Here is a 19,800-nt window from a genome sequence, read left to right as displayed (position 1 = left end):
GGCTGAGGCAATCCCATGGATCGTTCGCTCTACGTCGCCATGACCGGCGCCACGCAGATGATGCGGGCGCAGACCGAAGTGGCGCACAACCTGGCCAACGCCGACACGGTCGGCTTCAAGGCGCAGATGTCGGCCTTCCAGGCGCTGCCGGTGCAGGGGCCCGGTATGCCCACGCGGATCAACGGCGTGGCGCAGGGCGAGGGCGTGGACCTGCGCTCGGGCGCGGAGATCCAGACCGGCCGCGAGTTCGACGTTGCGGTGCAGGGCGATGGCTGGATCGCGGTGCAGGCGGCCGATGGCAGCGAAGCCTACACGCGCGCCGGCAACCTGCAGCTCACCCCCGATGGCCTGCTCACCGACGCGCGCGGCAACCTGGTACTGGGCGACGGCGGCCCGATCAGCCTGCCGCCGGCGAGCCAGGTGAGCATCGGCAACGACGGCACCATCTCGGTGGTGCCGACCGGCCAGGGCCCGCAGACGATCGCCTCGGTCGGCAAGCTCAAGCTGGTCAACCCGCCGGCCAACCAACTGGCGCTGGGCAGCGACGGGCTGATGCACCTGGCCGGCGGCGGCACCGCCGACGCCGATCCGGCCGTGACCGTGAAATCGGGCGTGCTCGAGTCCAGCAACGTCAACCCGTCGCAGACGCTGGTGCAGATGATCGAGCTCTCGCGCCAGTACGAACTCCAGGTCAAGGCGATCAAGAACGCCGACGACAACGCGCAGTCGGCGACCCGCCTGCTGTCACTCACCTAAGTTTTACAGGAGACACCCATGTTCTCTTCCCTGTGGGTCGCCAAGACTGGCCTCGATGCGCAGCAGACGCGCATGGACGTGGTCTCGCACAACCTGGCCAACGCCAACACCACCGGCTTCAAGAGCTCGCGCGCCGCGTTCCAGGACCTGGTCTACCAGAACCTGCGCCAGCCCGGCGGGCAGACCACCGAGCAGACCGCCGCCCCCTCGGGCCTGATGCTGGGCACCGGTGTGCGCGTGGTCGGCAACGAGAAGCTGTTCACCCAGGGCAACATCGAGCAGACCGGCAATTCGCTGGACCTGGCCATCCAGGGCCGCGGCTTCCTGCAGGTGACCATGCCCGACGGCACCACCGCCTACACCCGCGACGGCTCGCTGCACATGGACCAGAACGGGCAGGTCGTCACGGCCAACGGCTATGCGGTGGCACCGGCCATCACCATTCCGGCCAACGCCCAGTCGATCACCATCGGCAGCGACGGCACGGTCAGCATCACGCTGCCGGGCCAGGCAGCGCCCCAGCAGGTGGGCACCGTGCAGCTGGCCGACTTCATCAACCCGGCGGGTCTGCAGCCCAACGGCGACAACCTTTACCTGGAAACCGCCTCCAGCGGCACGCCGCAGCCGGGCCAGCCGGGGCTCAACGGCCTGGGCACGCTCTCGCAAGGCGCGCTGGAGAGCTCGAACGTCAACGTGGTCGAGCAGATGGTCGACATGATCGAGACCCAGCGCACCTATGAAATGAATTCCAAGGCCATCTCCGCGGCCGACCAGATGCTGCAGTTCCTCACCAACAAGACCTGATTCCATGCACGCCGCTTTCCGTTTCCTCGCCGCCGCCGCGCTGCTCGCGCTCGCCGGCTGCGCCACCATGCAGCCCAGCCACGACGACGCGGCATGGGCGGCCACGCCGCCAATGCAGCCGGACGTCGCCGCCGCGCCGTCCGATGGCGCGATCTACCACGATTCGCAGGGCATGGAGCTGTTCTCCGATCCGCGCGCGCACCGCGTGGGCGACATCCTCACCATCGTGCTGGTGGAAAGCACGCAGGCGAGCAAGAAGGCCAGCACCAGCACCAGCAAGACCGACAAGGCCAAGATCGCCTCGCCCACGATCCTGGGCCAGGGCGTCTCCATCGGCGGCAAGGCGGCGGACATCGGTCTGGACGGCGAGCGCACGTTCGACGGCAACGGTTCGTCCAGCCAGTCCAACCAGCTCACCGGCCAGATCACCGTGACCGTGGCGCAGCGCCTGTCCAACGGCAACCTGATGGTGCGCGGCGAGAAGTGGCTGACCATCAACCAGGGGCAGGAGCTGGTGCGTATCGCCGGCATCGTGCGCCCGCAGGACATCGGCCAGGACAACACCGTGCCCTCCACCCGCGTGGCCGACGCGCGCATCAGCTACACCGGCCGCGGCACGCTGGCCGACGCCAATACGCGCGGATGGCTGTCGCGCTTCTTCAATTCCAAGTGGATGCCGTTCTGATGAAGCCGCAGCTTCCCGAGCCGTCGCAGCCCGCCGGGGAAACCCGCGAGGTTTCCCCCCTGCCGGCGTCCACCGCCGCCGAGCCATACGACCACTCGCGTGCCGAGGAAACCCGCCGCGCCGCGCTGCGCCGCGCGCTGCAGCGCTGGCGCAGCTTCGGCCTGCACGTGGTGGCAGCGCTCGTGGCGATGCTCGCCTGCGCGCCGCTGCACGCGGACAAGATCCGCGACCTGGCCTCCGTCGGCGGCGTGCGCTCCAACCAGCTGATCGGCTACGGCCTGGTGGTGGGCCTGGACGGCTCGGGCGATCAGACCACCCAGGCCCCGTTCACCACGCAGAGCCTGGAGAACATGCTGCAGCAGTTCGGCATCACGGTGCCGCCCAACGCGCGGCCGCAGCTGAAGAACGCCGCGGCGGTGACCATCACCGCCGAGCTGCCGCCCTTCGCCAAGCCCGGCCAGCAGATCGACGTCACCGTGGCCTCGATCGGCAACGCCAAAAGCCTGCGCGGCGGCGAGCTGCTGATGTCGCCGCTGCGCGGCGCCGACGGCAACGTCTATGCGATCGCGCAAGGCAGCGTGGTGGTCGGCGGCGTCAGTGCGCAGGGCAAGAGCGGCTCCAGCGTGCAGGTGAACATCTCCGCCAGCGGGCGCATCCCCAACGGCGCCTCGGTCGAGCGCAGCGTGCCGTCCGCGTTCGCCGGCGGCGGTGACCTGATGCTCAACCTCAACACGCCCGACTTCACCACCGCCGCGCGCATCGCGCAGGCGGTCAATGGCGCCTTCGGCGCGGGCACCGCCACGCCGGTCGACGGCGGCACGATCTCGGTGCGCGGCCCGCAGGACCCGGCGCAGAAAGTGGCCTGGCTGGGCATGATCCAGAACCTCGACGTCACCCCGGGCGACGCGCCCGCGCGCGTGGTGGTCAACTCGCGCACCGGCACCGTGGTGATCGGTTCGGACGTGAAGGTCTCCGCCGCCGCAGTGGCGCACGGCGCGATCCAGGTCACCATCAGCGAGCAGCCGCAGGTCAGCCAGCCGGGGCCGTTCTCGCGCGGCCAGACCGCGGTGGTGCCCAGTTCCGACGTGCAGGTCAGCGAAAGCGGCGCGCACATGTTCAAGTTCGGCCCGGGCGTGAGCCTGGACACCATCGTGCGCGCGGTGAACCAGGTGGGCGCGGCGCCGAGCGACCTGATCTCGATCCTGCAGGCGCTCAAGCAGGCTGGCGCGCTTCATGCAGAGCTCGTCGTGATCTAGCTCCACGCGACGGAAACATGACGCCCGCCACGCCCGCCACGCCCGCGCTCGACACCTGGACCGACCTGTCCGGGTTCAACCAGCTGCGCGCGCAGGCCAAGGGCGACGACAAGGCGGCGCTGCCGAAGGTCGCCAGGCAGTTCGAGGCGATCTTCACCCAGATGATGCTGAAGTCGATGCGCGAGGCGAACGCCAGCTTCGGCGACAACGACGTGGGCGACAGCGAGCAGGGCAAGGCCTACCGCGACCTGTTCGACCAGCAGCTTTCGCTCTCGCTGTCCCAGGGCAACAACGGCCTTGGGATCGCGCGCATGCTGGTGCGCCAGCTCGGCGGCAAGGACGCGCAGTCCGCCCCGGCACCGGCCACCGACGACAAGACCCTGCTCGCCGGCGTCGCTGCCGGTGCGCTGCCCGGCGGCGCCGTCTCCGGCCTGTTCGCCCCGCTTGCCGCGGGCGCCGAGGCGGGCACCCGTGCCTTGCTGAACCTGGGCTCTGGCGCGGACGCACAGGACGGCGCGCTGCTGCCGCTGACCAGCGACGCTCTCGCCGCGAAGGACTGGCGGGCCACGCTCGGCCAGCTGGCGCAGGGCGCGGTAAACGTGGCCAGCAAGTTCGTCCCGGGCGACCCGGTCGGCTTCGTGCAGGCGATGGCGCCGCACGCGCAGGCCGCCGCCGCCAAGCTGGGCGTCTCGGTGCGCGCGCTGCTGGCGCAGGCCGCGTTGGAAACCGGCTGGGGCAAGCACCTGCCGCAGCGCCACGACGGTTCCAGCAGCTTCAACCTGTTCGGCATCAAGGCCGGCGGTGGCTGGGCCGGCGACAAGGTCAGCGTGCCCACGCTCGAGTACGAGAACGGCGTGGCGGTGCGCAAGCGGGACAACTTCCGCGCCTACGCCAGCCCGGCCGACGCCTTCGCCGACTACGCACGCATGCTCACCGACAGCCCGCGCTACGCGCAGGCACTGGGCAAGGGCGAGAACGTCGCCGGCTTCGCGCATGCGCTGAGCCGCGGCGGCTACGCCACGGATCCGGGCTACGCGGCCAAGCTCACCGCCATCGCCAACAGCCCGCAGATGCGCGAGGCGCTGGCTGCGCTGGATGCGGGGGCGTTCAAGTGAGACGCCAAGTTGCCGTCAAAGGGGGCATGACGCATGCCCTGATTCCGCCGATCGGGTCTTGGCCGGGCCGCTTGCCGCGGTCCGCCCGCCCGCGTGCCATCCGTCCGGGAAATCATCATGGCTGACCTGCTTTCCACCGGCGTCTCCGGCCTGCTCGCCGCGCAAGTGGGCCTGAGCACCGTGGGCCACAACGTGTCCAACGCCAACACCGACGGCTACAGCCGCCAGCAGGTGAGCTTCGCCGCGCGCGCGCCGCAGCAGGAAGGGAATTACTACGTCGGCACTGGCGTGGACACCCAGGCGGTGCAGCGCGCCTACAGCCAGTACCTCAACAGCGCGCTGTGGTCGGCCGCCTCCGCCCAGGGACGCGCCAACGCCTACCAGGGCCTGACCGGCCAGCTCAACAACCAGCTTTCCGGCAGCAGCAACCTGCAGAGTTCGCTGGACACCTTCTTCGGCTCGATGCAGGACGTGGCCAATGCCCCGGCGGACGCCTCCGCCCGCAGCGTGTTGCTGGCCCGCGCCGGCGGCCTGACCAGCACCTTTCAGGCACTGTCCGGCCAGTTCGACAGCCTGGGCGGGCAAGTGCAGCGTCAACTCGCCGATACGGTCGCCGCCATCAACAGCGACAGCGCGGGGATCGCCAAGCTCAACGAGCGCATCCGCGCCTCCACCGGCCAGCAGCCGTCCGACCTGCTCGACCAGCGTGACGCGCTGATCAAGAAGCTCTCGGGCGAGGTCGGCATCAGCGTGGCGCCGCAGAACGACGGTACCCTGAGCGTGTTCGTCGGCAATGGGCAGGCGCTGGTCAGCGGCACGCAATCCTACGACCTGGGTACCGCGGCCAACACCTATGACGCGACCCGGCTGGAAGTGGTCGACAAAGGTACCGGCGCGGTGCTGAGCAGCCGCATCGGCGGAGGCACGCTGGGCGCGCTGCTGGATTTCCGCAGCAACGTGCTCGACCCCGCGCAGAATCAGCTCGGTCGCGCCGCGCTGGCGCTGGCTGGCGCCTTCAACGCGCAGCACGCGCAGGGCGTGGACCTCAACGGCCAGCTCGGCGGCACCTTTTTCAACGTCGCCGGCCCCGCCGTGCAGGCGGCCGGCAGCAATACCGGCATCGCCACGCTCACGGCGAGCATCAGCGACATCGGCGCGCTCGGCAGCCAGGACTACGTGCTGAGCTACGACGGTAGCGCCTGGAGCCTGCGTGACGGCAGCGGCGCTACGGTGGCGATGACCGGCACCGGCACAGGGGCCGATCCGTTCAAGGCCGGCGGCCTGAGCTTCACCCTGGGTGGCGGTGCCGCCAACGCCGGCGACAGCTTCCGCATCCAACCCAGCCGCAATGCAGCCGGCGGCATAGCCGTGGCGATCACCGATCCGAACAAAGTGGCTGCAGCCGCGCCGCTGGTAGGCAGCGCGGCCAGCGCGAACACCGGCAACGCTGCCATCGGTGCGCTCAGCGTCGCCGACGGCAGCAATCCGAACCTGTTCACCGCCTCCAGCATCGTGTTCTCCTCGCCGACCAGCTACAGCATCGACGGTGGTCCGGCGCAGACCTTCACCGCCGGCACGCCCGTCGTGCACAACGGCTGGAGCCTCGTGCTCTCGGGCGCGCCCGCCAATGGCGACAGCTTCACCGTGAAGGCCAACACCAACGCGCGCGGCGACAACGCAAACGCGCTCAAGCTCGGCGCGGTGGCCAACCTGGGCGTGCTCGATGGCGGCGCGACCAGCGTAGGCGGCGCCTATGGCCAGCTGGTCGGCCAGGTCGGCAGCGCCGGTTCGCTGGCCGACGACGCAGCCAAGACGCAGACCGCCGTCTACAACCAGGCGATGGCCGCGCAACAGAGCGTCAGCGGCGTCAACGTCGACGAGGAGGCGGCCAATCTGGTGCGCTTCCAGCAGGCCTACCAGGCGTCGGCGCAGGTCATCAACGCCGCCAACACCGTGTTCAACGCATTGCTCGGCGCGGTCAAGAGCTAAGGGCCACCGTCATGAGAGTCTCCACCAGCTGGATGCAACAGCAGTCGGTTAACACGATGATGGAGCGGCAGGGCGACCTGTCCGGCATCCAGACGCAGATGGGCACTGGCAAGCGCATCAACCAGCCCTCGGACGATCCGGTGGGCGCGACGCGCGCCGTGGAACTGACTCATCTTGGCGCCGACACCGACCAGTACCAGCGCAACATCACTTCGGCCAACGCGCGGCTGGGGCTGGAGGACACGACGCTGTCCTCGGTCGGCAACGTGCTGGGCCGCGTGCGCACGCTGCTGCTGCAGGGCATGAACCCCAGCCAGACGGCCGAGTCGCGCAACGACATCGCCGCCGAAATGGTGCAGCTGCGCGGCCAGTTGTTGGGCATGGCCAACAGCAAGGATGCGCAGGGCGACTACATCTTCGCCGGCAACCGCACGGGCGCCGTGCCGTTCCTCTCGCAATCTGGCGGCGTGAGCTATGTGGGCGACCAGGGCCAGCGCATGGTCGCGGCCGGCCCCGGTCTGCAGGTCGCCACCGGCGATCCGGGCAGCGCGGTGTTCATGGACATTCCTACCGGCAACGGCAGCTTCGCCGTGGGCGCGGCTGCCGGCAACACCGGCAGCGCGCTGGCCGGTGCCACCGGCGTAACCGACCCGAGCGCGTGGAATGGCGGCAACTACCAGATCGTGTTCACCGCGCCCAACGCCTACGAGGTGCGTGATAGCGGCGGCGCCGTGGTCAGCAGCGGCGCCTACGATCCGGAGAAGGGCGGCACGATCGCCTTCAAGGGTGTGCAGGTCGCCTTCAGCGGCACGCCGGCGACGAACGACAGCTTCGCGGTGGCGCCTTCGTCCAAGCAGAGCATGTTCGACACGCTCGACGGCATCATCGGTGCGCTGCGCCAGTCCACGAGTGAGGCAGGCATGCAGAACGCGCTCGGCGGCCAGCTTGCCAACCTCGACCAGGCGATCGGCACGCTCACGCAGACGCGCGCGGGAGTGGGTGCCCGGATGAATGCGCTGGACCAGCAGGGCTCGCTCAACGGCGACCTCACCCTGCAGTACAAGACCGCGCTGTCGGACGTGCAGGACCTCAACTACTACGACGCGGTGAGCAAACTGAGCCTGCAGAGCTCCGCGCTGCAGGCCGCGCAGCTGACCTTCAGCAAGCTGCAGAACATGTCGTTGTTCGATTATCTCAAGTGATGCGGTCCGATGGTCCCCCCGCGCGACTTGCGCCGTCCGGAAGTGAAGGGGCGGCGCGGAAGGCGCAAAACAGGGAAATGCAGAAAAAGCAGTTGACCCGCTCAAGTTTCCATGGTGAGGGTCGAAAAAGGGTCTGAGGCGGCGGTGTTCCAATCGGCATCCCGCTGACTACCACCGCCGACCAACGGCACCCAAGACCCTAACGGAGACATTCCCATGGTCATGAGCGTTCTCACCAACATCATGTCGCTCAATGCGCAGCAGAACCTGTCCACGACGCAGAGCAAGCTGGCCACCGCCATCCAGCGCCTGTCCTCGGGCATGCGCATCAACAGCGCGAAGGACGATGCCGCCGGCCTGGCCATCGCCACCCGGTTCACCACCCAGATCAACGGCCTGAACCAGGCCGTGCGCAATGCCAACGACGGCATTTCGCTGGCGCAGACCACCGAGTCGGCGCTGAACGAGGTGACCAACAACATGCAGCGCATCCGCGAGCTGGCGGTGCAGTCGGCCAACGCGACCAACTCCGACAGCGACCGCGCCGCGCTCGACGCCGAAGTGCAGCAGCGCCTGGCGGAAATCACCCGTATCGCCAGCCAGACCACCTTCAACGGCCGCCACGTGCTCGATGGCACCTTCGGCCAGGCTGCATTCCAGGTCGGCGCCAACGTCGGCGAGACCATCTCGGTGAACCTGAGCCAGGGTTCGCGGGCTGACCAGTTGGGCCAGATCGCCACGTCCACCAGCGGCGCGGTCACCGGCAATGCGCTGACCAGCGGTGGCGTCACCATCGCCGTGGGCAGCGGTGCGGCCGTTTCCATCGGGGCATCCACCGCCGGCGGCGGCGCCGGCCAGACCGCCAGCAGCGCCTTCGCCAAGGCCGCCGCGATCAATGCTTCGGGCGTGGCTGGCCTGACCGCGACCGCCTCCAACAGCGTGACCGGCGCCTTCACCAGCACCGGCGGCGCCGCGGGCAACACCTATACGCTGAGCATCAATGGCGTCAGCATCTACAACGCCACGGACACCAGCGGCGCCGCGCTCACCGGCAGTGCCGTAGCCGCACAGGTCAACCTGTACTCGACCCAGACCGGCGTGTCCGCCAGCTTCACCGGCGGCAACCTGACCTTCTCCACCTCCGACGGCCGCGACATCAACATTGCCCAGACCCTGGGCGGCGGTGCCACCGGCGGCGTTGCCGCAGGCATCGTGAAGAACAACCAGGGCGACGTGACCCTGAGTGCGGCGGACAACATCACCATGACCGGCGCCTATGCTGACCTTGGGTTCGCTTCCAACACCATCACCAAGGACACCAACACGCTGGCGTCCACCAGCGTCAAGACCGTGGCCGGCGCCAACGACACGATGAACCGTATCGACGCGGCGCTCGCCACGATCAGCTCGATGCGCAGCAACCTGGGCGCCGTGCAGAACCGCTTCCAGTCCACCATCGCCAACCTGCAGACGATCTCGCAGAACCTGGACGCCTCGCGCAGCCAGATCCAGGACGCCGATTTCGCTGCCGAGACCGCGAACATGTCCAGCGCGAACATCCTGCAGCAGGCGGGTGTCTCGGTTCTGGCCCAGGCCAACTCCAGCACGCAGAGCGTCCTGAAGCTGCTCCAGTAACAGTGCGGTATCGGGCGGCCATGGCGACATGGCCGCCCTCTTCATTGAGGGTTTGCGACCATGGCTGTCACCGTCGGCTCCACCAGTACTCCGACTTCGGGCATTCTCACCGCCGCGGGCGTTGGATCGGGATTGGACGTAAACGGCCTGGTCAGCCAGCTCGTCGCCGCAAAGCGGGCGCCCCAGCAGAGCGCCATCGACAGTCAAAAGGCCTCTGCGCAGACCCAGTTGTCCGCCCTGGGCCAGGTGACGGCGGCGCTTTCGGCCCTGCAATCGTCGTTGTCATCGCTCAACGACGGCAGCGCGTTCACGGTGCGCAAGACGAGCGTGGGCGACAGCACCCTGCTGAGCGCCAGCGCGAGCAGCACGGCGACCACCGGCAACTATTCAGTCAACGTGACGCAGCTGGCCACGGCACTGAAAGCCTCGTCGGGAGCCTTTGCGAGCGATACCGCGAACCTCGGCACCGGCACGCTCACCATCAGCGTGGGCAGCCAGCAGATGAGCCTGTCGATCGACAGCACGAATTCCTCGCTCGCCTCGATTCGCGACGCGATCAACAACGCCAGCAACAATCCCGGCGTCAGCGCCACGATAGTGACGGGAACCGACGGTGCGCACCTGAGCATCAGCAGCACCCAGACCGGCACGGCAAACGTTTTCAAGGTGACCAGCAGCGGCGGCGACGGTGGCTTGGCTGCGCTCAACTATGATCCGAATGCGACCACGGGAAACAAGCTGAGCGTCGTTACCGCCGCAAAGGACGCCACCTACACCATCGATGGCCTGGCAGGCAGCAGTTCGCAGAACACGGTCACCACCGCGATCGATGGCGTGACGCTCAATCTCACCGCGGTCGGCACGACGACCGTCACCGTTGCCAACGACACCACCGCCGCTACCACGGCCATCGGCAACTTCGTCAACACGTACAACAGTTTCGTGGGGATATATAACAGCCTCACCCAGTACGACCCCACCAGCGGCACGGCCGGCGCCCTGATTGGCGATGCCACGCTCAACGGCATCCAGAGCACGTTTTCCAAGCTCGTCGGCGGTGCCGTCAACGGCAACACGCTCGCTTCGGTGGGCATATCGCTGCAGGTGGATGGCACGCTTCAGCTCGACAGCGGCAAGCTGGCTACCGCCATGAGCGGCGGTGGCGGCACGGTCAAGGCTTTCTTCAGCGGCACCGGCGGTTTCGCCGCGCAGTTCGGCACGCCGCTGGATGGATGGATCGGCAGCAGCGGCATCCTCGGCACGCGAACCAGCAACATCAACCAGCAGCTGAGCGACCTGGCCAACCAGCAAACCGCCCTGGACGCCAGCATGGCTGCGCTCACGGCGCGCTACCAGGCGCAGTTCAACGCCTTGGACGCCATGTTGGCCAAGCTCAACAGCACCAGCAGCTATCTGACCCAACAGTTCGACGCGCTCAACGGCTCGAGCAAGAAGTAACGGAGAACGCCATGGCATTCGGACAGGGCGCCAGCGCCTACCAGCAGATCCGCTCTCACGGCGGCGTGGAGTCGGCCGACCCGCATGGCCTGATCACGCTGCTCATGGACGGCGCCCTGGAGCGCCTGATCACCGCACGCGGCCACATGCAGCGCGGCGAGATCGCCGCCAAGGGCGAGGTGATCGGGCGCTGCATCGAGATCATCGGCGGCTTGCGCGATGCGCTGGATCCCGCGGTGGAGACCCCGCTGGTCAGCCAGCTCGACGCGCTGTACGACTACATGAGCCGGCGCCTGCTGCACGCCAACCTGCGCAACGACGTCGCCGCGCTGGACGAGGTGAGCGCGCTGCTGCAGAAGATCCGCACCAGCTGGGTACAGGTGCCGATGGAGGCGCGCCGCGCCGCCGGCGCCGCCGGCGCCGCCGCATGAGCACGCCGCAGCCGCTGGCCCTGGCCATGGCGCTGACGTGCGCCATGCTCGAGGCCGCGCGCGCGGGCGACTGGGAACAAGTCCTCGCGCTGGAAGATCAACGCCATCCGTTGGCGAAGCAACCCCTGGCCAGGGATGCAGACGGTGTGCGCCAGCTCGGCGAACTGCTTACGCTCGACCGCGAACTGCAGGCCCTGGTGGTCCAGGCGCGCGATGCGGCGGCCAGGCAGTGGCAGGCCGCGCATGACGGCGCCCGTGCCGTCGCCGCCTATGGTGAATGCCTCCTACGGGACGGACCGTAGCGTTCATCCTGCGGCGAACCCGATCGGCGGCCTGGGCCCGGTGCTTGCATACTCACGGTCCACGCAACTGCCCGCCGGAAACCCGTCATGACCGCCAGCGCCTGGAACGAGTTCGAGCAACGGCTTGCCTGCGAGGGCAGCTGGCATGCGGACAGCCAGGCGCTTGCCTGGCCGGTACCCGAAGCGCTGTCGCAGCGCCTGGCCGAGCGCAATGCCGCCGCGCTCGCCACCGTGTCCGCGCTGGAGGAACGCCGCGCCGACAACGCCGACGACGATGACCCGGTGATGCAGGAGCTCATGCGGCTGGATGCCAAGCTCAACGCCCTGATCGATATGGTCAGCCGCCTGTCGCTGTCCGCCGACGCGTTGGCGCCGCGCCAGGAGCTCAGCTTCAACGCGATCGGCGCCGTGGTGCCCGATGCCCTGGCAAGCGTGGGGGAAGAGCTGCTGCTGCGCCTGCGCTTCGATGCCTGTCCCAGCGTGCCGCTTGAACTGCCCGCGCGCGTCGACCGCCGGCTCGGTGACGGCCGCACCTTCATCGCCTTCCGGGGACTGGGCGATGGCGTCGCTGCGTCACTCGAACGTTTCGTGTTTCGTCACCACCGACGCAAAGTGGCAGGTGCGCGCCAAGCCAACGCATGAGTCCGCTCTGGGGCCATGTGAGTTGGTCCGCGTCCGGCACGTGAAGGGCTTCACACTTTTGCAGGCTCGCGCGTCGTCCGTTTGACGATCGACGACGCGGCGGTGTCACGCAAGGTCACTCGCCGTCGAACCGATGGCGCCGGCAAACCGTCGCCGTTGCACCATCCGCGCATCACGGCGCGTCGACATTTTTTTCACAGGTGACGCTTTAGGGCCATCCACGCGTCCGCGGACAGTGCGGTACGCCCCCTGCGCTGGCCTTCTTCTTGCTCCCTCCTCTGCGCAGCCGACGACGGAAAGTCGGCATCGAGCATCGCGAACACTGCGGGACGGTCGGCGGTTCGTCGGATTGGGCGTCAAAGCGGAGGCACTACATGAGCAAGGTCGATTTCCTGGTGATCGAATCGAACGAGGCGCGGGCCGAGTCCATTCTGTCCGCGTTGCACTTCCTCGGTTACCACCCGCAGCGGGGCGAAAGCTGCATCGCCGCGGACGAATCGACCCACGCCTGGCGCGCCGTCTACGTGGGCACCGTCGGCGACACGGCCGAGGCCGAGCGCCAGTTTGCGTTGCTGGGCGACGCCGCCGGGCACGTGCCGGTGCTGCTGGCCAGCGATTCGGCCTGGGCCACGCGCCTGACGGCTGCCAGCTCGCCGTTCGCCTCCCGCATCGGCATGGTGGAGTTCCCGCTGCGCTACGAGCAGCTGGCCGAAGTGATGCGCAGCCTGTACGCGCGGTTGCTGGGCGGCCGCCGCGGCGAACTGCGCTTCGTCGGCGAATCCGGGCCGATGCGCCGCGTCAATGCGCTGATCCGCCAGGTGGCGCCGTTCGACTCCAGCGTGCTGGTGCTGGGCGAATCGGGCACCGGCAAGGAAATGGTCGCGCGCACCATCCACGAGTGCTCGCCCCGCCGCGACAAGCCGTTCGTGGCGATCAACTGCGGTGCGATCCCGGCCGAGCTTCTGGAAAGCGAGCTGTTCGGCCACGAGAAGGGCGCCTTCACCGGCGCGATCAGCGCGCGCAAGGGGCGCTTCGAGCTGGCCGAGGGCGGCACGCTGTTCCTGGACGAGATCGGGGACATGAGCCTGACCATGCAGGTCAAGCTGCTGCGCGTGCTGCAGGAGCGTGTGTTCGAGCGCGTCGGCGGCACCAAGAGCCAGCGCTGCGACGTGCGCATCATCGCCGCCACCCACCGCAACCTCGAGCAGGCGATCGCCGGCGGCCAGTTCCGCGAGGACCTGTTCTATCGCCTGTCCGTGTTCCCGCTGGAAATGCCTGCGCTGCGCGAGCACCTGGACGACCTGCCGGTGCTGATCAACGAATTCAACCAGCGCCTGGCGCGCCGTGGCCTGTCCAGCGTGCGCTTCTCCGCCGGCGCGCTCCATGCGCTGCATCAGTACGCCTGGCCGGGCAACGTGCGCGAGCTGTGCAACCTGGTCGAGCGCCTGGCCATCCTCTACCCGCACGGTGAGATCCGCGGCAGCGACCTGCCGGAGAAATACCGCGGCCGCCAGGCCGTGGAGGAGGCGCCGGGCGTTTCGCTGCTGGCGCTGATGGAAGGCGCCGCCGCGCCCACGACGATGGACGCCGCCGCCCATGCCGGCGACGCCACCCTGCTGCCCGAGGGCGGCATCGACCTGAAGGATCACCTGGCCGACATCGAGGTGGGCCTGATCCGCCAGGCGCTCGACGTCACCGGTGGCGTGGTCGCGCACGCCGCCAAGCTGCTGCACATGCAGCGCACCACGCTGGTGGAGAAGCTGCGCAAGTACGGGCTGCAGAACAGCCTGGCGGCGTAAGGGCGGGGAACGGGGAACGGGGAACGGGGAACGTCGACATTGCGGCGACGCCTGGCAACGCCGCATCAGCCAGCACCACCTCCAGCATCTGCCGGCCTCCGCCTGAACCCACACGTTCCCCGTTCCCCGTTCCCCGCCCTCAATGGCACAGCTCGTGCAATCACACCCTCGAAAGCCGCCACGCGCCGGAATCCCGACATGACCACCATCGACGTCAACAACCTGCTCGCCCAGATGCGCCAGCTTTCCGCGCAGGTGCGCCCGACGGAGACGGCACTGAAGGCCGCGCCCGCCGCCACGGCGGACTTCGGCGCGCTGCTCAAGCAATCGATCGCGAGCGTGGGCGACACCCAGCAGCAGGCCGGGCAGATGGCCGCCAGCTTCGAGCGCGGCGATGCAGGTGCCGACCTCGGCCGCACGATGGTGGCGATCCAGAAGGCCGACCTCTCGCTGCGCGCGATGACCGAAGTGCGCAACAAGCTGGTCGATGCCTACAAGGACATCATGAACATGCCGGTCTGACGACGACCGGCCTTTAGAGGCCGCGCGTTTCCCTCTTCAAGTTTTACGGATGACTCTTCCCCATGGCCGACAACGCCATCGCGACCACCACCGACAGTCCCGCCAACCGCTTCGACCTCAAGCAGCTCGCGCGCAGCCCCGCTTCGCGCCAGTTGCTGCTGCTGGTCGGCATGGCCGCGGCCGTGGCGCTGGGCGTAGCGGTGGTGCTGTGGTCGCGCGGCCCCAATTGGGGCCTGCTCTACGCAGGCCTGGGCCAGCAGGACGCCGCCGCCATCACGCAGGCGCTGCAATCGACCAACACGCCCTACAAGCTGGGCGACGACGGCGGCTCGATCATGGTGCCGGCATCGGAGCTGGCGGCCACCCGCCTGCGCCTGGCCGGGCAGGGGCTGCCGCAGGGCACCGCCGCCAGCGGTTCGGTGCCGCAGGCCGACTCGCCCTTCGGCATGAGCGACCTGGCCGAGCGCACGCGCTACCAGCAGGCGCTGGAGGCGGACCTGGGCAACACCATCGGCAGCCTGCAGGGCGTGCGCTCGGCGCGCGTGCACCTGGCGTTGGCCAAGCCTTCGGCCTTCATCCGCGACGACCGCCAGGCCAGCGCCTCGGTGCTGGTCACGCTCTATCCCGGCCGGCAACTGGATGGGAGCCAGGTGGCGGCGATCGTGCACCTGGTCGCCGCTTCGGTGCCGGACCTCGACTCGCGCCAGGTCTCGGTGGTCGACCAGCAGGGCCAGCTATTGACCGGCACCGACCCGGACAGCGCCGCCGCGGTGGGCGACAGCCGCCTGCGCCTGGCCACGCGGATGGAAAATACCTACGCCCAGCGCGTCGAGCAGCTGCTCACGCCGCTGGTGGGCCCGGGCAAGGTGCATGCGCAGGTGTTCGTCGATCTGGATTTCAGCCAGACCGAAAAGGCCACCGAGACCTTCGACCACGACCATCCGGCCCTGCGCAGCGAGCAGACCAGCAGCGATCGCCGCGGCAACGGCGGCGCCGCCGACGGCGGCGTGCCCGGCGCGCTCAGCAACCAGCCGCCGGTGATGGCGGCGCAGCCGACCGCCGCCAACCCCAACGCCGGCGGCAAGCCCGCCGCGCCCGCCGCCACGGCGCAGGCCGACAGCGGCGACAGTTCCTCCAGCGCCACCCGCAACTACGAGCTGGACCGCACCATCAGCCACACCAGCGACCCGGCCGGCCGCTTGGCGCGGCTGACCGTGGCCGTGGTGCTCGACAACAAGAACGAGGCCGGGCCCAAGGGCAGCACCAGCACGCCGTTCACCGCGCAGGAACTGGCCCATCTGACCGAGCTGACCAAGAACGCGGTGGGCTTCAACGCCACGCGCGGCGACAGCGTCAGCGTGGTCAACCAGGCTTTCCAGCAGGCGCCCTCGGCCGACGCGCCCGAGCAGCAGCCGTTCTGGCAGCGACCCGGCATGCTGGACCTGATCAAACAGGCGATCGGCGTGCTGATCGCGCTCATCGTCGCCTTCGGCCTGCTGCGCCCGTTGCTCAAGGGCCTGCTGCGCGGTGCGCCGCAACCGGCGCTGGCCGCGGCCGGCCGCGTGCCTACGGTTTCCGTGCGCGTGGCCGATGACGGAGAAGACGAGCGCAGCCGGCTCGCCGCACCGACACAGGTCATCGGCTATGAACAGAAGGTGGGGCTGGCCCGGCGCATGGTCAGCGACGATCCCAGGCAGGTCGCCCAGGTGGTCCGCAATTGGGTTGGCGAGGATGGCGGTTAAGCGTCGATGAAACAGGAAACCCACATCACGGGCGCCCAGCGCGCCGCCATCCTGCTGCTCACGCTGGGCGAGCAGGACGCCGCCGAGGTGCTCAAGCACCTGTCCGCGCGCGACGTGCAGGCGGTGGGCCAGGCCATGGCCGTGCTCACTTCGGTTTCGCGTGAGCAGGTCGACCAGGTGCTCACCAAGCTGCACGACGACATGGGCCGCCAGACCGCGCTCGGCGTCGGCACCGAGGAGTACATCCGCAAGATCCTCACCAACGCGCTGGGCGAGACCAAGGCCGGCAACCTGATCGACCGCATCCTGCTGGGCCGCTCCAGCAAGGGGCTCGAATCGCTCAAGTGGATGGAAGGGCGCGCCATCGCCGAGATGATCGGCCAGGAGCACCCACAGATCATCGCGCTGGTGCTGGCGCACCTGGAGCACGACCAGGCGGCCGAGGTGCTCGGCTACCTGCCGGCGCGCACGCGCTCGGACGCGATCATGCGCATCGCCACGCTCGACGGCGTGCAGCCGCACGCGCTGAACGAGCTCGATGAAATCATGGAGCGCCAGTTCTCCGGCAACACCAACAAGCTCAAGTCGGCCAGCGTCGGCGGCCTGAAGGCCGCGGCGAACATCCTCAACGCCATGGAAACCAGCCGCGAGGCCGAACTGATGGCCGCCATCCGCAACCACGACCCGGGCCTGGGCAGCAAGATCGAGGACCTGATGTTCGTCTTCGACGACCTGGTGGAGCTGGACGACCGCTCGATGCAGGCGCTGCTGCGCGAAGTGCCTTCGCCGCGCCTGATCGTGGCGCTCAAGGGCGCCGAGCCCTCGATCCGCGAAAAAATGTTCGCCAACATGTCCAAGCGCGCCGCCGACATGCTGCGCGACGACCTGGAAGTGGCCGGTCCCGTGCGCGTGTCCGAGGTGGACGCGGCGCAGAAGGAGATCCTCGGCATCGCCCGGCGCCTGGCCGACGCCGGCCAGATCAACCTCGGCGGCTCGGATGACCTGGTCTGATGAGCGCCGTGCTCAACCGCGACGCCGTCGCCGGGTACCAGCGCTGGGAGCCGCCGCAGATGGGTCAGCCGTCGGCGCCCACGCCGTCCGAGGCCCCCGCCCATCCCACCGTCAGCGACCTGGAAGCGCTCGAACGGCAGGCGCATGAGGAAGGCCATGCCGCCGGCTTGGCCCAGGGCCTGGCCGAGGCGCGCGCGCAGGGGCGCGAGCACCTGGCGCGGCTGGAGTCGATCTGCGCCCAGGCCGCGCGCCCGCTCAATGCGCTGGACACGGCGGTGGAGCAGGAGCTGGCGCAGCTCGCCATGCTGGTCGCACGCCGTGTGATCGCGCACGAGCTGGCCGCGCGCCCGGAACTCGTCGTCCGGGCCGTGCGCCAGGCCGCCGCCGCGCTGCCCTCCGCCACCCGCGAGCTGCGGGTGCGGCTGCACCCGGACGATCTGGTGCTGATGCGCGAACTGGATGCGGCCGAAGCGCATTGGCAGCTGCTCGCCGACCCGACGCTCGCGCGCGGCGATTGCCTGCTCGAAAGCGGATGCTCACGCCTGGACGGCCGCGTGGAAACGCGTCTGGCCGCGATGGTCGATGCGGTGCTGGGCGACGAGGCATGACCCGCGCCGCCTGGACCGAGCAACTGGCCCGTCGCCGCCAGCGCGCCGAGACCGCGTCCACGGTCTTCGTCGAAGGTCGTCTGCGCCGCGTGGTCGGCCTCACCCTCGAAGCCGAGGGCTGCGAGGCGGCGCTCGGCGCGCGCTGCCTGGTGGATACCACCGACGGCAGCCAGCTCGACACCGAGGTGGTCGGCTTCGCCGACGAGCGCCTGCTGCTGATGCCGGTCGGCGAGATGCATGGCGTACTGCCCAACGCGCGCGTGCGCCCGCTCGCCCATGCCGGCGGCCTGCCGGTGGGCGCCGGCCTGCTCGGCCGCGTGATCGGCGCCGACGGCGTGCCGCTGGACGGCCAGGGCCCGCTGGACACCGGCGAGCACGCCGCGCTCAAGGCCGAGCCGATCAACCCGATGCAGCGCAAGCCCATCGACACCCCGCTGGACACCGGCGTGCGCGCGATCAACGCGCTGCTCACCGTCGGCCGCGGCCAGCGACTGGGCCTGTTCGCCGGCTCCGGCGTGGGCAAGTCCACGCTGCTGGGCATGATGACCAAGTACACCGACGCCGACGTGGTGGTGGTCGGCCTGATCGGCGAACGCGGGCGCGAGGTGAAGGAATTCGTCGAGCACACGTTGGGCGTGGAAGGGCGCCGCCGCGCAGTGATCGTCGCCGCACCGGCCGACGCGCCGCCGCTCAAGCGCCTGCGCGGCGCGCAGTACGCCACCGCGATCGCCGAGTGGTTCCGCGACCGCGGCCAGCGCGTGCTGCTGCTGATGGACTCGCTGACCCGCTATGCCCAGGCCCAGCGCGAGATCGCGTTGGCCATAGGCGAGCCGCCGGCGACCAAGGGCTACCCGCCGTCGGTGTTCGCCATGCTGCCCGCGCTGGTCGAGCGCGCCGGCAACGACGCCGAGGGCGTCGGCTCGATCACAGCGTTCTACACCGTGCTGACCGAGGGCGACGACTACCGCCACGACCCGATCGCCGATGCCGCGCGCGCCATCCTGGACGGCCACATCGTGCTCACGCGCGACCTGGCCGAGGCCGGCCACTATCCGGCGATCGACATCGAAGCCTCGATCAGCCGCGTGATGCCGGCGGTGACCGAACGCGAGCACCAGCGCGCCGCGCAGCGCTTCCGCCAGGTCTACTCGGCCTACCGCCAGCAACGCGACCTGATCGCGGTGGGCGCCTACCAGAAGGGCTCGGACCCGCAGATCGACCAGGCCATCGTCATGTGGCCCAAGTTGCGCGCGTTCCTGCAGCAGGAAGTGGACGAACCGATGGACCTCGTCGCCGGCATCGCCGCGCTGAACGCCCTCGCCGCCGAGGCCGCGCAATGAACAAGCGCGCCGATCGCCTGCAGCCGGCCGCCGACCAGGCCAAGCAGCGCAGCGAAGATGCCGTGCTCAGGCTGGCCGAGCAGCAGCAGCGCCTGGCCAAGGCCGAGCGCCAGCTCGCCGAGCTGCGCGGCTACCGCCAGGACTACGCCGCACCGCCGAGCGTCGGCGGTTTGACGGCCACCGCGCTGATGAACCGCCAGCAATTCGTCGAACGCATCGATCGCGCGATCGCCCAGCAGGTGCTGGAAATCGAGCGCCAGCGCCGACTGCTGGATCAGGCGGGGGCGCAATGGCGTGACGCGCATGCCCGCGAGGCCGCGCTGGACAACGTGATCGACCGCTACCGCGAGCAGGACCGCAAGGCCGAGGAACGGCACGAGCAGAACCAGGTCGACGAGCGCATGCAGTACCGCCGGCCTGCGCGCTGACCACGCACATGCTTGGCGCGATGTTTGCTGGTCCCCGCATGACGCCCGTTGCCTGACGCTACCCCGAGGAAGTGC

At 69.2% G+C, this 19,800-nt stretch carries 19 protein-coding genes; all 19 read left to right on the top strand.

The window, feature by feature from the left end; genetic code table 11:
• Positions 1 to 15: 15 nt before the first annotated feature.
• The 19 genes from flgF to fliJ all read left to right on the top strand — a co-directional run bounded on the left by flgF (position 16) and on the right by fliJ (position 19,725).
• Positions 16 to 756, top strand: a complete 741-nt coding sequence (gene flgF, locus VGU03_RS04340) for a flagellar basal-body rod protein FlgF (RefSeq protein WP_327478930.1) — start codon at positions 16 to 18, stop codon at positions 754 to 756.
• An 18-nt stretch (positions 757 to 774) separates the two neighbouring features.
• Positions 775 to 1,560: a flagellar basal-body rod protein FlgG gene (gene flgG / locus VGU03_RS04335; protein WP_327478929.1), complete on the top strand. Its 786-nt coding sequence runs from the start codon at positions 775 to 777 to the stop codon at positions 1,558 to 1,560.
• Between the two features lie 4 nt (positions 1,561 to 1,564).
• Positions 1,565 to 2,245, top strand: a complete 681-nt coding sequence (gene flgH, locus VGU03_RS04330) for a flagellar basal body L-ring protein FlgH (RefSeq protein ID WP_327478928.1) — start codon at positions 1,565 to 1,567, stop codon at positions 2,243 to 2,245.
• A gap of 188 nt (positions 2,246 to 2,433) precedes the next feature.
• Positions 2,434 to 3,501, top strand: coding sequence for a flagellar basal body P-ring protein FlgI (locus VGU03_RS04325; RefSeq protein WP_327479045.1), 1,068 nt, complete (start codon positions 2,434 to 2,436; stop codon positions 3,499 to 3,501).
• A gap of 17 nt (positions 3,502 to 3,518) precedes the next feature.
• Positions 3,519 to 4,616: a flagellar assembly peptidoglycan hydrolase FlgJ gene (gene flgJ / locus VGU03_RS04320; RefSeq protein WP_327478927.1), complete on the top strand. Its 1,098-nt coding sequence runs from the start codon at positions 3,519 to 3,521 to the stop codon at positions 4,614 to 4,616.
• Positions 4,617 to 4,733: 117 nt separating this feature from the next.
• Positions 4,734 to 6,605, top strand: coding sequence for a flagellar hook-associated protein FlgK (gene flgK / locus VGU03_RS04315; RefSeq protein WP_327478926.1), 1,872 nt, complete (start codon positions 4,734 to 4,736; stop codon positions 6,603 to 6,605).
• Positions 6,606 to 6,616: 11 nt separating this feature from the next.
• Entirely contained in the window at positions 6,617 to 7,807 is a 1,191-nt protein-coding gene (gene flgL / locus VGU03_RS04310; RefSeq protein ID WP_327478925.1) for a flagellar hook-associated protein FlgL, read from the top strand.
• Positions 7,808 to 8,023: 216 nt separating this feature from the next.
• Positions 8,024 to 9,442 carry a flagellin gene (locus VGU03_RS04305; RefSeq protein ID WP_327478924.1) on the top strand — a complete coding sequence of 473 codons (1,419 nt, stop codon included), beginning with the start codon at positions 8,024 to 8,026 and terminating at the stop codon, positions 9,440 to 9,442.
• A gap of 60 nt (positions 9,443 to 9,502) precedes the next feature.
• Complete coding sequence (gene fliD, locus VGU03_RS04300) at positions 9,503 to 10,900, top strand: flagellar filament capping protein FliD (protein ID WP_327478923.1); 1,398 nt, start codon at positions 9,503 to 9,505, stop codon at positions 10,898 to 10,900.
• Between the two features lie 11 nt (positions 10,901 to 10,911).
• A complete protein-coding gene (gene fliS / locus VGU03_RS04295) occupies positions 10,912 to 11,331 on the top strand; it encodes a flagellar export chaperone FliS (RefSeq protein WP_327478921.1) in 420 nt (139 codons plus the stop codon).
• On the top strand, positions 11,328 to 11,633 hold the full coding sequence (locus VGU03_RS04290) for a flagellar protein FliT (RefSeq protein ID WP_327478919.1): 306 nt from the start codon (positions 11,328 to 11,330) through the stop codon (positions 11,631 to 11,633). Before fliS ends, VGU03_RS04290 begins: the two co-directional genes overlap by 4 nt.
• An 87-nt stretch (positions 11,634 to 11,720) precedes the next feature.
• A complete protein-coding gene (locus VGU03_RS04285; protein ID WP_327478918.1) occupies positions 11,721 to 12,275 on the top strand; it encodes a PilZ domain-containing protein in 555 nt (184 codons plus the stop codon).
• Positions 12,276 to 12,649: 374 nt separating this feature from the next.
• Positions 12,650 to 14,074 carry a sigma-54-dependent Fis family transcriptional regulator gene (locus VGU03_RS04280; protein ID WP_327478917.1) on the top strand — a complete coding sequence of 475 codons (1,425 nt, stop codon included), beginning with the start codon at positions 12,650 to 12,652 and terminating at the stop codon, positions 14,072 to 14,074.
• Between the two features lie 198 nt (positions 14,075 to 14,272).
• Positions 14,273 to 14,596 carry a flagellar hook-basal body complex protein FliE gene (fliE, locus tag VGU03_RS04275; RefSeq protein ID WP_327478915.1) on the top strand — a complete coding sequence of 108 codons (324 nt, stop codon included), beginning with the start codon at positions 14,273 to 14,275 and terminating at the stop codon, positions 14,594 to 14,596.
• Between the two features lie 62 nt (positions 14,597 to 14,658).
• On the top strand, positions 14,659 to 16,338 hold the full coding sequence (fliF, locus tag VGU03_RS04270) for a flagellar basal-body MS-ring/collar protein FliF (RefSeq protein ID WP_327478913.1): 1,680 nt from the start codon (positions 14,659 to 14,661) through the stop codon (positions 16,336 to 16,338).
• A 6-nt stretch (positions 16,339 to 16,344) separates the two neighbouring features.
• Positions 16,345 to 17,349: a flagellar motor switch protein FliG gene (gene fliG / locus VGU03_RS04265; RefSeq protein WP_327478911.1), complete on the top strand. Its 1,005-nt coding sequence runs from the start codon at positions 16,345 to 16,347 to the stop codon at positions 17,347 to 17,349.
• Positions 17,349 to 17,957, top strand: a complete 609-nt coding sequence (locus VGU03_RS04260) for a FliH/SctL family protein (RefSeq protein ID WP_327478909.1) — start codon at positions 17,349 to 17,351, stop codon at positions 17,955 to 17,957. Before fliG ends, VGU03_RS04260 begins: the two co-directional genes overlap by 1 nt.
• Positions 17,954 to 19,297, top strand: a complete 1,344-nt coding sequence (gene fliI / locus VGU03_RS04255; protein ID WP_327478907.1) for a flagellar protein export ATPase FliI — start codon at positions 17,954 to 17,956, stop codon at positions 19,295 to 19,297. Before VGU03_RS04260 ends, fliI begins: the two co-directional genes overlap by 4 nt.
• The gene (gene fliJ, locus VGU03_RS04250) at positions 19,294 to 19,725 is read left to right on the top strand and encodes a flagellar export protein FliJ (RefSeq protein ID WP_327478905.1); all 432 of its coding nucleotides are present in this window, start codon (positions 19,294 to 19,296) and stop codon (positions 19,723 to 19,725) included. The genes fliI and fliJ overlap by 4 nt, the downstream gene beginning before the upstream one ends.
• The last annotated feature ends 75 nt before the right edge of the window (positions 19,726 to 19,800 follow it).

Source organism: Frateuria sp., assembly GCF_035944355.1.
GTDB lineage: Bacteria > Pseudomonadota > Gammaproteobacteria > Xanthomonadales > Rhodanobacteraceae > Frateuria_A.
The sequence above is the reverse complement of the archived record's forward strand: the minus strand, read 5'-3'. Positions and strand labels throughout refer to the sequence as shown.

Bases quoted from the DNA above. Each gene is read 5' to 3' on its own strand.
- flgF (WP_327478930.1), top strand. From the start codon at position 16: ATGGATCGTTCGCTCTACGTCGCCATGACCGGCGCCACGCAGATGATG.
- flgG (WP_327478929.1), top strand. From the start codon at position 775: ATGTTCTCTTCCCTGTGGGTCGCCAAGACTGGCCTCGATGCGCAGCAG.
- flgH (WP_327478928.1), top strand. From the start codon at position 1,565: ATGCACGCCGCTTTCCGTTTCCTCGCCGCCGCCGCGCTGCTCGCGCTC.
- VGU03_RS04325 (WP_327479045.1), top strand. From the start codon at position 2,434: ATGCTCGCCTGCGCGCCGCTGCACGCGGACAAGATCCGCGACCTGGCC.
- flgJ (WP_327478927.1), top strand. From the start codon at position 3,519: ATGACGCCCGCCACGCCCGCCACGCCCGCGCTCGACACCTGGACCGAC.
- flgK (WP_327478926.1), top strand. From the start codon at position 4,734: ATGGCTGACCTGCTTTCCACCGGCGTCTCCGGCCTGCTCGCCGCGCAA.
- flgL (WP_327478925.1), top strand. From the start codon at position 6,617: ATGAGAGTCTCCACCAGCTGGATGCAACAGCAGTCGGTTAACACGATG.
- VGU03_RS04305 (WP_327478924.1), top strand. From the start codon at position 8,024: ATGGTCATGAGCGTTCTCACCAACATCATGTCGCTCAATGCGCAGCAG.
- fliD (WP_327478923.1), top strand. From the start codon at position 9,503: ATGGCTGTCACCGTCGGCTCCACCAGTACTCCGACTTCGGGCATTCTC.
- fliS (WP_327478921.1), top strand. From the start codon at position 10,912: ATGGCATTCGGACAGGGCGCCAGCGCCTACCAGCAGATCCGCTCTCAC.
- VGU03_RS04290 (WP_327478919.1), top strand. From the start codon at position 11,328: ATGAGCACGCCGCAGCCGCTGGCCCTGGCCATGGCGCTGACGTGCGCC.
- VGU03_RS04285 (WP_327478918.1), top strand. From the start codon at position 11,721: ATGACCGCCAGCGCCTGGAACGAGTTCGAGCAACGGCTTGCCTGCGAG.
- VGU03_RS04280 (WP_327478917.1), top strand. From the start codon at position 12,650: ATGAGCAAGGTCGATTTCCTGGTGATCGAATCGAACGAGGCGCGGGCC.
- fliE (WP_327478915.1), top strand. From the start codon at position 14,273: ATGACCACCATCGACGTCAACAACCTGCTCGCCCAGATGCGCCAGCTT.
- fliF (WP_327478913.1), top strand. From the start codon at position 14,659: ATGGCCGACAACGCCATCGCGACCACCACCGACAGTCCCGCCAACCGC.
- fliG (WP_327478911.1), top strand. From the start codon at position 16,345: ATGAAACAGGAAACCCACATCACGGGCGCCCAGCGCGCCGCCATCCTG.
- VGU03_RS04260 (WP_327478909.1), top strand. From the start codon at position 17,349: ATGAGCGCCGTGCTCAACCGCGACGCCGTCGCCGGGTACCAGCGCTGG.
- fliI (WP_327478907.1), top strand. From the start codon at position 17,954: ATGACCCGCGCCGCCTGGACCGAGCAACTGGCCCGTCGCCGCCAGCGC.
- fliJ (WP_327478905.1), top strand. From the start codon at position 19,294: ATGAACAAGCGCGCCGATCGCCTGCAGCCGGCCGCCGACCAGGCCAAG.